The organism is Oscillospiraceae bacterium (assembly GCA_025758045.1).
In the GTDB taxonomy this organism is placed as follows: domain Bacteria; phylum Bacillota; class Clostridia; order Oscillospirales; family Ruminococcaceae; genus Gemmiger.
This window is the reverse complement of record CP107208.1, coordinates 2,088,480-2,100,486: the sequence shown is the minus strand read 5'-3', so window position 1 is coordinate 2,100,486 and position 12,007 is coordinate 2,088,480. Positions and strand designations below refer to the sequence as shown.

At 51.6% G+C, this 12,007-nt stretch carries 17 protein-coding genes; 12 read left to right on the top strand and 5 right to left on the bottom strand.

The features are described from left to right. Positions 1-107 precede the first annotated feature (107 nt). The 10 genes from OGM81_09905 (at position 108) to OGM81_09860 (ending at position 6,241) form a co-directional block, all read left to right on the top strand. Complete coding sequence (locus tag OGM81_09905; GenBank protein ID UYJ42654.1) at positions 108-401, top strand: hypothetical protein; 294 nt, start codon at positions 108-110, stop codon at positions 399-401. 241 nt (positions 402-642) lie between these two features. Next, positions 643-1,257 carry a replication protein gene (locus OGM81_09900; protein UYJ42653.1) on the top strand — a complete coding sequence of 205 codons (615 nt, stop codon included), beginning with the start codon at positions 643-645 and terminating at the stop codon, positions 1,255-1,257. A gap of 348 nt (positions 1,258-1,605) precedes the next feature. Continuing rightward, entirely contained in the window at positions 1,606-1,830 is a 225-nt protein-coding gene (locus tag OGM81_09895; GenBank protein UYJ42652.1) for a hypothetical protein, read from the top strand. Positions 1,831-1,887: 57 nt separating this feature from the next. Further along, positions 1,888-2,097: a hypothetical protein gene (locus tag OGM81_09890; protein UYJ42651.1), complete on the top strand. Its 210-nt coding sequence runs from the start codon at positions 1,888-1,890 to the stop codon at positions 2,095-2,097. A gap of 267 nt (positions 2,098-2,364) precedes the next feature. Next, complete coding sequence (locus tag OGM81_09885) at positions 2,365-4,119, top strand: hypothetical protein (GenBank protein ID UYJ42650.1); 1,755 nt, start codon at positions 2,365-2,367, stop codon at positions 4,117-4,119. After that, on the top strand, positions 4,119-4,487 hold the full coding sequence (locus OGM81_09880) for a hypothetical protein (GenBank protein UYJ42649.1): 369 nt from the start codon (positions 4,119-4,121) through the stop codon (positions 4,485-4,487). Before OGM81_09885 ends, OGM81_09880 begins: the two co-directional genes overlap by 1 nt. A gap of 9 nt (positions 4,488-4,496) precedes the next feature. Continuing rightward, the gene (locus OGM81_09875) at positions 4,497-4,649 is read left to right on the top strand and encodes a hypothetical protein (GenBank protein ID UYJ42648.1); all 153 of its coding nucleotides are present in this window, start codon (positions 4,497-4,499) and stop codon (positions 4,647-4,649) included. Next, positions 4,649-5,146 (top strand): hypothetical protein, encoded by a 498-nt coding sequence (locus OGM81_09870; protein UYJ42647.1) that lies wholly within the window; start codon positions 4,649-4,651, stop codon positions 5,144-5,146. Before OGM81_09875 ends, OGM81_09870 begins: the two co-directional genes overlap by 1 nt. A gap of 4 nt (positions 5,147-5,150) precedes the next feature. Continuing rightward, a complete protein-coding gene (locus tag OGM81_09865) occupies positions 5,151-5,327 on the top strand; it encodes a hypothetical protein (protein ID UYJ42646.1) in 177 nt (58 codons plus the stop codon). Then, complete coding sequence (locus OGM81_09860) at positions 5,327-6,241, top strand: hypothetical protein (GenBank protein UYJ42645.1); 915 nt, start codon at positions 5,327-5,329, stop codon at positions 6,239-6,241. Before OGM81_09865 ends, OGM81_09860 begins: the two co-directional genes overlap by 1 nt. 378 nt (positions 6,242-6,619) lie before the next feature. On the opposite strand, the gene OGM81_09855 is transcribed toward OGM81_09860, so the two are convergent. The 3 genes from OGM81_09855 to OGM81_09845 all read right to left on the bottom strand — a co-directional run bounded on the left by OGM81_09855 (position 6,620) and on the right by OGM81_09845 (position 7,382). Further along, positions 6,620-6,811, bottom strand: coding sequence for a hypothetical protein (locus tag OGM81_09855; GenBank protein ID UYJ42644.1), 192 nt, complete (start codon positions 6,809-6,811; stop codon positions 6,620-6,622). A gap of 15 nt (positions 6,812-6,826) precedes the next feature. After that, positions 6,827-7,096 (bottom strand): hypothetical protein, encoded by a 270-nt coding sequence (locus tag OGM81_09850; protein ID UYJ42643.1) that lies wholly within the window; start codon positions 7,094-7,096, stop codon positions 6,827-6,829. A gap of 61 nt (positions 7,097-7,157) precedes the next feature. Beyond that, positions 7,158-7,382 carry a hypothetical protein gene (locus tag OGM81_09845; GenBank protein ID UYJ42642.1) on the bottom strand — a complete coding sequence of 75 codons (225 nt, stop codon included), beginning with the start codon at positions 7,380-7,382 and terminating at the stop codon, positions 7,158-7,160. A 529-nt stretch (positions 7,383-7,911) separates the two neighbouring features. Between OGM81_09845 and OGM81_09840 the strand changes: the two genes are divergently transcribed. Further along, positions 7,912-8,985 carry an IS30 family transposase gene (locus OGM81_09840; protein ID UYJ42641.1) on the top strand — a complete coding sequence of 358 codons (1,074 nt, stop codon included), beginning with the start codon at positions 7,912-7,914 and terminating at the stop codon, positions 8,983-8,985. 327 nt (positions 8,986-9,312) lie between these two features. Here OGM81_09840 and OGM81_09835 read toward each other — a convergent pair whose 3' ends face one another. Continuing rightward, complete coding sequence (locus tag OGM81_09835) at positions 9,313-10,668, bottom strand: MATE family efflux transporter (GenBank protein UYJ42640.1); 1,356 nt, start codon at positions 10,666-10,668, stop codon at positions 9,313-9,315. Positions 10,669-10,974: 306 nt separating this feature from the next. After that, positions 10,975-11,184: an SDR family oxidoreductase gene (locus OGM81_09830; protein UYJ42639.1), complete on the bottom strand. Its 210-nt coding sequence runs from the start codon at positions 11,182-11,184 to the stop codon at positions 10,975-10,977. A 132-nt stretch (positions 11,185-11,316) separates the two neighbouring features. Between OGM81_09830 and OGM81_09825 the strand changes: the two genes are divergently transcribed. Beyond that, on the top strand, positions 11,317-11,889 hold the full coding sequence (locus OGM81_09825) for a cysteine hydrolase (protein ID UYJ42638.1): 573 nt from the start codon (positions 11,317-11,319) through the stop codon (positions 11,887-11,889). The last annotated feature ends 118 nt before the right edge of the window (positions 11,890-12,007 follow it).

The following is a 12,007-nucleotide window of genomic DNA, read 5'->3' as shown; positions in this document are numbered from 1 at the left end:
AAATCCGCCTTAAAAAGTTGTACTCTTATGTCACCAACAAAAACCGAGTTGGTTCACACAACAGGGGCAGTAAAAACGCCCCGGAAAAAGAAAGTAAGGGTACAAAAATGAAGTACGAAATCGTAGGTATCGAACACGCAGTTGGTGACTTTACTCCCACTACGGGCAAAAACGCGAACACCGTCCAGCACTATGACGTGTATCGTTTGCACACGCTGAAAAACAGCAAGGACGCATACGGTCAGATTACGGCCGTCGTTCGTGCAACGCCTGACCAGATGGGCCAGATTATCGCTGACCTCGGCGGCAATATCGCAGACGTTCCCGGTCACATCCTCGACATGGAAGTCCGCAACAGCTTCGGCAAAATCAACCTCACCGACTACGAGGTTGTAGAGTAATGAAGCCTGCCCCACCACCAGTTGTTCGGCCACCACCAAATAACTGCCCGTGGGGCGGTGAGTATAGCTACTATTTTCCTATAGGTGCATTTTCAAGATGTTCGGCCTGTAGGTCTCCGCGCGAAATGGTAGCTATATTGACCGCCCCACACGTTTTGCCAGACGGATTCTGGCATTCCTTGGCACTACGTCCAAGGAATGCCAAATTCCATGCCAAAATCAAACAGCAGAGGTGGTACAGATGCCAGAACCAAGCACAAAAAGCCCAAAAGCCTATCAGTTTATGTTCGTTCTCTACCCAGAGAGCCAGCAGCCCGCAATCGACTACATTCAAGCCAACTGGCCTTGCGCATGGGCACTGCATGACAAAGATACACATACCGAGCAAGAATTTCTCGACTACGGCAAACACCATGACGGCAACTGCCCTGATTGGCAAATAGGCGACCTCAAAAAGCCACATTACCATTTCGTGGTAAAGTTCAAAAATGCCCGTTACATCACGGGCGTTGCAAAAGAGATTCGCAAGCACTCCGAAATCAATGATGCTGCTATCAAGAAATGCTACAACCTGTACAAAGCGTATGTGTATCTCTGGCATCAGAACGACCCCGACAAATTCCAGTATGACCCGGAACAGGTTGTCGGTCTGCACGACTTCGACCCACCTCAACAGAACGAAGGTGTCACCGAGGAAGAACAGGTAGAGACAATGTTTAATGCGCCTCTGTTCTCCACGGTCAAGGAACTGGCCCGCTGGGCTTATGATAACGGTTGCTGGTCAACTTTCCGCAAGAACTATGGTCTGTGGAAAGACATTCAGAATGAATCCAAGGGCGGTACAGAAAATGCCTAGTATTTTCAATGTATGCACCCAACCGTTGGACGAACAGGGACAAGCTAAACCTTGCCCCTGTCGCTATACCAGAAAATGCCCCGATTCTACTGTAAAGTGTGATTACGGGGAACGTTACTGTAAAAACTGCTACACGGATGAAAACGGTAAGTTCCACCACGAACCTGCAAAGCTGAAAGACGGAACATTCTTCCCCTGCAACAACTTTTCCCCTCTTTCCCGTGACTGCAATCTCTGCGCATTCAACTACAAACGTCCGTTCTATTCTTCGATTCTGGGCGAGTATCGTCCGTTTGAGCAAAGAGCAAACAGAAATACGGACGGAGATTTACCCTTTTGAGGTGCAATATGCGACCCGTACAGAAAACCCTCGTAGACTTCGATAAAATCGACGGCTACGCAAGAACGGTGGAATTTCTTCACAATAAGCAAGCTGCTACCGACCTGCGAAACGTGAAGAAAGATATTCTCGCAGTATACGACAAGCAAGCATCTAACTACTGTGCCCTTGTCACCTGCTTTGATGATAAGACCACCACTGTATCTGTAGTCCCCCGCGATTGCTGGTTGTAACGCAAGCCCCCAAGCTGCGTTTACATACAAAAAATTTTGAAGAAAGGAGACGCAACCATGAATCCTACTTCTGTTGAAGCTGGCGCAGAGGTTGCAAAAAGTGCTATGGAAACCGTTATCGCCGCCATGTCTGATGTGTTCACCCTGTCTGGCACCGTCGTTACCGAGATCACTAAGCAGCCTATCCTGCTGTTCTGCCTGGCCGCTGGTCTGGTGCCCGTGGGTATCCACATCTTCTCTAGCCTGAAGAACGCCGCCCGCGGCTAATCGGGCAAGCCCAAGAGGGCCGGACGAAAGCCCGGCCCTCTTTCTTTTTAAACAAAAATGCCGCCATTACTGGCGGCCATTGAATTTATCGCTGTAGTATTTTCGCCATTGGTGGGCCGTCTTAACCTCGCGGAAATAGCAGAGGACTCTTTCTACCACCACCCAGCCGATTATGCAAGTAATTGCAAATTGTATAATTGCTTGTACCATTGCTATCACCTCTATGTTTATTATATCCGTTGCATCGCTCATTTTCAAGGGGGTTCTATGAAAAAACGTATAATTTCACTTTTCTTGGTTTTGGCTGTTTCTCTTAGCATGTTTTGCCCCTTGGCGTTTGCTGATGATAGTAGTACGCATGAGCATGACTGGTCTAGTGGAATAATTTCTGAATTTTCGGATACGGTTGAGGGTATTCCTGTTTCGGTCTCCGTAAAAAAGTGTACCAAGTGCAATTTTTATAAGCATACATATAAATTTTTCGGCCTTAGTTTCGACTTCTATAATGTCACGGCTTATACCGGCATTGTTGATGATTTTCTATTAGATGTAACGCTTCACATTAGTAGTGCTTTAGGCAAAAACGCCACCGCCAAAAAATACGAAACCGGCGGCGGCTCCGCTGGTACTGGAGGTGTAGGCCGCAACCCTTCTGGCTATTCAGGCACTGGTACACCCTCGGTTGCCGCAAATGGTGAGATTCAGTATACGGTCTATCCCGAATTGGGAGCAAGTCAGGCTGAGGTTGCTGCTTATCCAACAAGTTTTGTTGCTTCTAATGGTAATTCAGGCGCCCTTTTGAAAGTCGCTGTTAATGGTCTTACATGTAATGTAACTTCGACTTTTACATCTTCAAATTATTTAAATCTTAGCATCTCTTGTCGCTATTCGTTTACAACCCCTGTAGCCGGGCGCTACTATTTGGCTGAGGATCAGAAGTTTTTAACTCATGTTCTTCGTACTAGTGCATCGTCTTTTGGCTACTACAGTATAGGTAAATTTCAGGTTAATAGTAACTATAATGCAGGTAAATCGATTGTACTGGGCTTTTATGGCCCCAATTTTTACGCCACAAAAAGCATTTCTTCCTATACCGCTTACTTCCACCCCATCGTAATAAACTGCATCCCCACTACCACCAACATAAACAACTACAACAAAATCACCATCAATAACAACACCTGGAACGGCAACATCTACCAGGACAACAGCACCAACCTAACGTACATCTACCCCCAGTATACGACCATCAACAACGAGGGCGACACCATCACCAATATCAGCAACAATCCCATCATCTACAACAACGAAACCAAGCAATACTACACCTACGATACCGTAACCAACAATTACTACTATATCACCTACGAAGCGCCTACCCCGTCACCCTCGCCTGACCCCACGCCAACACCTGACCCGGGCACAGACCCCACACCTACCCCGGAACCGGGCGGCGATACTGGCGACACCATCGGAATCATTGCCGTATTGGTTGAAATTCGCGACAACATGATTCAAGGCTTCGCCGATATTAAGGCCACGCTGGTGCAAGGCTGGGCAGACCTCTCCGCAAACTTTACCCTCGCTATCGAAAACTTAAATATCAATATTAAAAACTACTTTGATAAAAAGTTGCCTGACCAAAGTACGCCAGAGACCGCCAAACCCAGCCCCAGCCCCTCGCCCTCTCCCTCGCCGTCCCCCAGCCCCACACCTGATCCTGGCGAAACACCTACCCCTACACCAGCCCCCACGGACAAGCCCAGCAACGGAAACACAAACAACTTCTGGAACTTCGTGTTTCCCGGTGGGAACGACGATGGCACCGAGAACGGCCACAAAGGTATTCTTTGGGCGCTTATCTCCCTGCTTATCGCGGTCGTCACCTTTGTTCTCGGCCTGGGTAGTGCCTACTCGTATGTGTTCCCGTTCCTGCCGGCTGGCCTGGTCACCACGATACACATCTGCGTGCTGGTGCTCCTGCTGTTCGCTATTATCAAATTTGTAAGGAGTTTCTTGTAATGTGGAAAAGACTTTGTATTACGCTGTGCTTCGTGTTCTGCGCTACACTTTGCGCCGTGCCCGCCGTCTTTGCCGACGATACGTCCGCCGATTCGTCCGCAAGTTCTGCCGACTCGTCCTCTGATTCTACATTTCTGGGCGATGCTGGTGAACTGAACGGTAAAGTTTCGGATAACTTTGCAGATGGCGTCGACAAGGTAAAAGACGACTTGACCGATGTGCACGGCTCTCTGCACTACAACCTAAAAGACGAGTTCCCGCAATTCTGCAAAGAAGCGCTGTCGTTTGTGCCGGAGGCTTACTGGTGGGCGTTCTCGCTGGCTATCCTGTTCGGCTTTGTGCTGGCGCTTTACCGCCGTATGACATGAGGTGATAACATGAGCAGTTTTCTCAATGTAATGAACGTAATTATGAACGGCTTCAACCAGAGTTTCACAGTGTACGGCTTTACGCTGTCGTTTTGGGACATCTGGCTGTGGTCTATCATCGGCGCAATCGTCGCCGCCTTTATTGGGGGTATGCTCAAGTGATGGACAACTTCTCTAAAACCTGTGCGGCCATTATCCTGTTGCTGTCGCTGGCCGCTGGTGCGGTCGCGCTGGACGCAAAAGCCGAGGACTACACCCCGGACGAAGCGGCCCAGGAAGAGCAGGAACAGGCCCCCAGCATCGACACCAGCAGCTATGTGCAGGTAGCCGACCCTGCTCTCTATGCAAAACTGGACACCCTGCAAGAATCCATTGACCGGTTGGCGGATGCCCTGACCCCGGCAGATGCCGAAACCGACGCCGAAGCACCGACCGAGGAACAGCCCGCGCCTGACTATACGGCCCAGCTTTCGGGTATCTCTGCCCAGCTGGCCGACATAGCCCAGCAAGCTACCGCCGAAACCGCCGAGGATGCCGACCCGTTCCAAAAGCCTTTTGAAGAATACACGACCGGCGAGACCTTGGGCGTTCTCGGATTGTCGCTCTTATTGATGGCATTTGTTCTTTCCCTATTGAAAACATTCTGTGATATGAGGTGATAACATGGCTTCTTTGTTTGCTGACCTTTTGACCTTCTTCGGTATCTCCACGACCCCGCCGCAAAACCTGTCTGAACTCTTTCCGTGGCTCCTGGCTATCTTGGTGGCTATGTCGTTGTTCCTGTTCGTGTTCTCCATCATCAAGGACTTCACCCACACATTCGCGCGGGGTAAATTTTAATGAACGGATACACAGTCCTCTTTCTGGTCGTTGCCCTTATCGTCCTTGGTGTCTCCCGCATTGCTCGGCAGGTCGTGTTTCACCCTCTGCAAACCGGCATCCATGCAGTCAAGGACCTGATCGCCTACATACGGCATAAGGGCTGGAACACCTGCCCGGTCGGCGCTCTCGACATCTACTGCGGCTACTTCGGCTCCGGTAAAACCCTGTCCCTCGTGCATAAGGTGGTCGGCCTGTATAATCGCTACAATGATAAGCCGGTGTGGTGTTCTCGCCGCAAAAAGTTTGTAATGCAGAAAATCAACGTGCTGTCAAACGTCGACCTTGCAATCCCCTATACCAAGTTGGACAGCTTGGCCCAGGTGGTCAAGGCCAGCAAAACCACCAGCGCCATTGATGACGAAAACGACACCCTGACGGTCACGATTGTGGCAATGGACGAACTGTCGGTGCAGATGAACAGCCGCAGCTTCAAGGACAATTTCAACGCCTATTTTCTCAATACGCTGCTGTGTTGCCGCCATTACCACATCAGCTTCTACGGCAGTGCCCAGCGATTCCAGCATGTGGACAAACTCCTGCGAGACGTGACCCACACGGTGATTCAGTGCCATAAAGTCTGGCGCTTCCAGCTGTGGGCCAGCTATGACGCGTGGGAAATGGAGAACGCCACTAACGCCGAGATGATTAAGCCCCTGCGCAAAGGTCTGTGGTTTGTCCTCGACCGGGATTATAACGCTTATGACACGTTGGCGGTGGTCGACAACTTGCAAAAGAAGTTTGAAGAGGGCGATATTCTGCCCGAATCTGAAATCATCAGCAATCAGGCCCCGGCAGGCCCGCTCGGCCTAGAGGTCGCAAGTAAGCCGGCCAACAAAGCTAAACGCAGATTGCAAACAACCGTCAAGAAATAAAAGTGGCCAAGGCGGCAAGCGCGCAAGGGGCGCGGGGGCTATTGCCCCCGCCCCGCGCGCGCCTTGCCGCACTATTCCCCGCCCGTGGGGTTCACAAAAATAAGCACCCTGTACCCGGCATTTCTGCCAGATACAGGGTGCTTTTCAGTTAATCCTGTGAAACTCTATTTACAGTTACTATGTTGTATGCGTCCGCTCCTTCGTCCGTTTCCTCATTCAAACGCCGTCTGGTCATGGTTTTTGCGTCTGTAACACACCATGCTCTGACGAGATATTTGTCCCAAAACTTGTCTACCTTGTTCCAAACTTCAACTTCGTATAAATCCATTTTTCAATACCTCCATAAGCCCGTATAGCCTGATAGCACAGCTTAATATTTTACAGTTCGCTGAGCCGCTTCTCGAACTCTGCGTTGAGTTCAACGATACGGTTCATTGCCTTTTTTGCTGACATCTTCAAGAAACCATCTTTCGGGTCATCGGCTTTCACCTCGTAGAATCTGATGCAGGAATCAATTGTCCCAATGTACATCCAAACCAGTTCGTCTCTGTCCTTGCAACTTTCAAACAATTTCAATCTCTCCTTTCAAAATGGGCAAGTTTCTTCTTCTTCTTCCAGCTCCTTGTTGTGCTGTTCAAGTTCCTCGAAGCTGTCGAATCCCAACCAGCTTGCAATCGTATCTTCTTCAAACCAGAAGAAGTCATTCAGGCCGGTCTCGGAAATTGGCTGTTCGCAGCACTCTTCCAACATGGCTTCAATCTGGTCGCACTGTTCGTCTGTAAGAACGTTGCGGCGGTAAACAGCGCCAGACCAGAACTCAAAGTTACGAACGGAAATTTCAGTAGTGATAGTCATAATAAATACCTCCAAAATGTAGTAAAAAATAAAAAAGCCCCCTTTCGGGGGCCATCGAACCTTAGCCGTAGATGTGCATTGCCATTTCTTCCCGCTCCTCTTTGTAAGTGAGCATCAAGTCTGCCATTTTCTGCATCTCCCGTGGGCTTGCATCAAGCATAAATTCTACGCGGTGAAGCTGCTTATTGCATCGGAAGAATAAACCCAAGCCGAGAAATTTTGCTGCTCTGACGATGTCCTTTGCAACCTGTTGCTTCTTCGTTGCCATCTTGTACGTCTTAGTCATTTGAAATACCTCCAATTTTTGTTTTGGAGCCTGTGTGGCTCTTTGAGCCTAAGAAACACCCTGAAATCAAGGACGCCGTAGGCGCCGCGCAGCGGGGATGTTGAACGCACCACGAAGCAGGGCGGGGGCTTTCGTTTCAGGCCCCCGCCTGTATCCTGTATCCTCTAAAGCGTTCAACATCATCCTTGATTCAGGGTGTAGAAATAATAGAAAGAGCCACACAACAGGAACTTTCCCTCTACGATCCGGGCGCGACGCGAACCCGGTGGATTGCGAGCGCGGCGGCGTACGGATTGTGCCGCCGTGTCGAGCAATCCATTTCGAAGGATAGACACCTTCCGTTCCGTTAGCTTTTATCAGGGCCACGCTTGGCAGGAACAGAAGTCAAGAGAGGGTGGAGATTTTTTCGAGGAGTAAATACTACCCCGTAGGGGTGGAGATTTGCGGAACGAAAAAATACTACCCGACCTTTACTTCTGCGACTGACGAGCGACAATGTCCATGAAGCTAACGGAAGGATGTTAATGAAATGGAAGTTGAACCACGCCGCAAAGGAAAGCATTTCACACAGGACGAACGTGCAAAAATTGAAGCGCTGCATAAAGCTGGCCTGACCCATCAGGCTATCGCTGACATCATCGGCTGCTGCCGTTCTGCCATCACCAGAGAACTGAAAAAAGGACAGGTAGAGCACCTCGACTACAGAACGTGGATAGTCAGCAAAGTCTATGATGCCTACGCCGCCCAGCAGACCGCCAACTACCAGAAAACTGCTCACAGCAAGGGATTGAAACTCGGTAATAACCACGCCTATGCAGCAGCCCTCGGCGAGTGCATCTGTATGGGTTATAGCCCCTTTGCCGCTATTCAGAAAGTAAAGGATACATACGGCCTGACCATCAGCAAGCAAACACTGTATCGCTACATCAAAGAGGGCCTAATTCCCAAAGTCACCTATAAGGAACTGCCAGTAGGCCACCCGAAGAAGCGCAAAGGAAAAGTAGAGGAAGAAAAGCCCATGCGTAGCAAAAACGTACTGCACCGCAGCATAGAACAACGCCCAAAGTACATAACCTTACGGAATACTTTCGGACATTGGGAAATCGACTCCATCATCGGCAGCAGCGAAGGCAAAAAAGAATCCTGCCTTGTCCTCACAGAGAGAATGACAAGGCAGGAAATCGTGATAAAGGTAGCAGATAAAACAGCACTCTCCACTGTGAGCGCTATGCGCTGGCTAAAGCGCCAGCTGGGCAGAGATTTCAAACAGATATTCAAAACCCTGACGAGCGACAACGGCTGCGAATTTGCCGACCAAGCAGGACTGGATGCCCTCGGCCTGACCACCTACTACTGCCACCCGCAGGCCCCGCATGAACGCGGTTGTAACGAGAACAACAACAAGCTGCTGCGCCGCTACTTTCCCAAGGGAAAAAGCATGAAGAACAAAACCCAGTACGACGCCACCATGGCCCAGCACTTCATCAACGGCTACCCACGGGAGATGTTCGGCGGCAGATGCAGCAGCGACCTATTCAAAGAAGAATTGCAAAAATTGACCTTAAAGAATCCCCAGAAAATCTATAGATTCTTTAATATTTAAAAAAATGAACGGCTGCATTGCAGACGTTCACACTGCTTTGTTTTTTCAGACGGAGAGCACACAAAAAAGAATGAGCCACCCCGCAAAGCGGAGTGGCCCAAAAGCTGCTCACCGGCTGAAAAAACGTCTTTCCCAGCCGCCCCCAGCTGCTGTGCGTGGATGCGCAACGTGTAGCCACACATAGCAGCGTATGCGAAAATTGTCCATTTTCTCTACATATTCAACAAAGCAGCACTTCCCGCCTTGTTCAATCTACCAAATTGTTACGTAACTACTTGACGGCAGCGCAAAAAATCCGCCTGCCGAAACAGACGGAATTTTCTAAATTTAATGCGGTGCGCCGCCGCCCAATTGCGGGATGGGGCAGTGCCGGATGTACCACGCGAAGAGTAGCGAGGAGATGCTCCATGTGATGGGGTAGGCCCAGAATACCACGCCGATGGCATGGATAAAATGCAGCGTGATTGTAATGTAGGTGATGCGCAGCACGCACCAGACCGCCAGCATGACCATCATGGGCACCACCGGGCGGCCCAGGCCGCGCAGGATGCCTGCACAGCAATGGCTGAACGCCAGCAGGCAGTAGAACAGCGCCGCCGTGTGGGCCTGCTGGACGCCGAAAGCGATAACGTCCGGCTCGCTGCTGAAGGCTCCAATGAGCCAGGGGGACGCCAGATAGATGCAGACGCCCACGACCTCGGCCATGGCGATGGAGCAGAGGATGCCGAATTTCATGCCCTTGCGCACGCGGTCCGGCTGACCCGCGCCTACGTTCTGGCTAACGAACGTTGCCAGCGCCATGGCAAAGCAGGTCACCGGCAGGAAGGCAAAGCCCTCCACCTTACTATAAGCACCACAGCCCGCCATGGCGTTGGCACCAAAGGAGTTGATGTTGGACTGCACAATGACATTGGCCAGCGAGATGACCGAGTTCTGGATGCCGGAGGGCAGGCCCTGCACAATGACAGCCTTGAGGGACGGCCCATCAAAGCGGACTTCCCGCGGGCGGACGGCCCATTCTTCTTTGGAGCGTATCAGCTTGGAGAACGCCAGCACGGCGCTGACCGTCTGGGAGGCAATCGTGGCAAATGCCGCTGCGCCAACACCCATGCGGAAACCGCCGATCAAAACAAGGTCCAGCACGATATTGATGATGGAGGCCGCGATCAGGTACCGCATAGGGCTGCGGCTGTCGCCCACAGACTGCAAAATACTCGCACCTACGTTGTACATGACCACAGCAATGCTGCCCATAAAGTACATGCGGAAGTAGGCGATGGAGTTAACCAGTACGTTGTCCGGCGTGCCCATCCAACGCAAGATCTGTGGAGTAAGCAGCACACCCACCACCGTAAGCACAGCACCGGCGGCCAGGCCCAGGGCTACCGTAGTGTGGATGGTGCGGCGCATGCGCTGCCAATCCTTGGCACCAAAGTAGCGGGCCACCACAACGCCCGCGCCCAGCGACACGCCGTTGACAAAGCCGGTCAAGAGAAAGATCAGACTGCCGGAGGAGCCGACAGCGGCCAGGGCCTCGCCGCCCAAGAAGTTGCCGACGATGAGGGAATCGGCTGCATTGTACAGCTGTTGGAAAAGGTTGCTGATAAAAATAGGCAGCGCAAACAGCAGCATGCCTTTTGCTACACTGCCCTCGGTCAGGGTCGTTTTCTTTTGGGGTTCCATTCTGTGTTTCCTACACTCCTTCTGATCGCCATCGGGCGACATAAATGTATTGTAACACTTCCGTACGAGGTATGGCAAGTTTTTGGATACATATTTTATACAAGGGCAATACCGCATAATTCTAAGTGCCGATACGGCGAGCGAGGTGCGGCAGCTGCTAAGCCAAAAGCGCAGATAATACTTTGTGTATTATCGAGCATTTTGGCAACGCAGGTGCCGTGCCGCACACCGAGCCGCAGCGAGGCGCTTCGGAGCGCAACCGCCGCTTGCGGCGGCTCTTGGCGCGGAGATCCGCCGGAGCGGTGCTTAAGCCGTCAGGCGGGAATTGTGCGGTATTGCCCAAGATGGCAAAAGGCCCCGCCATGCCTTGCGGCGCAGCGGGGTCTTGACCTTGGTGGGGCAGACAGTGTTGACGACGATGCCGGTGCCTTTCAGCTCCTGGGCCAGGGTCTTGCTCAGGCCGCGGACGCCCCACTTGGCCATGCAGTAGGTGGTCAGCTTGGGGGTGCCGTACATGCCGGAGGTAGAGGAAATGTTGATAATGCAGGCTTTGGCAGAACAGTTGGCCGCATAAGGTCTGCTCTTTACAGTTTGCCCCGGCTGCGCTATACTGTGGATAACACCTATACAGAACAGGAGCAGGCCATTATGGAAAACGAAAAGATCATCCTTGATATTGTAGTGGATGTGCAGAAAGATTTTATCACCGGTGCGCTGGTCAATGCCGAGGCTCAGGCCAATGTGGCCCATCTGGCTGAGGTCGCCCGCGCCCACGCCCAGGCCGGGCACTGGATGTTCTTTACCAAGGACACCCACCCCGAGGAATACCTGGACACCCGCGAGGGCCGCCGCCTGCCGGTGGAGCACTGCATTGAGGGCACCGACGGTTGGAACTTTGCCCCCGAGCTGGAGGATGCCATGGACGATACCGAGCCTGAAGTCTCCCACATCGTGTGCAAAAAGACCTTTGGTGCCTACATGCTGCCCAGCGATATTCTGGACGAACTGATGGCCCATAACAAGGCTGTGGATGACATCGAAAAGATCATCGTCTACGGCTACTGCACCGACATCTGCGTCATCAGCAACGCCATGGTGCTGCGCGCTGCGTTCCCGGAAGTTGAGATTGAGATCCGATCCGATTGCTGCGCTGGCGTTACGCCCCAGTCCCACCAGACGGCGCTGGATGCCCTGCGCGCCTGCCAGTTTACCATTGTATAATAAGGGGCTGCCTGTCTTAAAATAACAAAACACCCCGGAGCTGCGGCTTTGAACAGCGCCCCATTTGTTAGACAGTATGATATACTATCTAACAAGTGGGGTGTTTTGCTATGCCAAA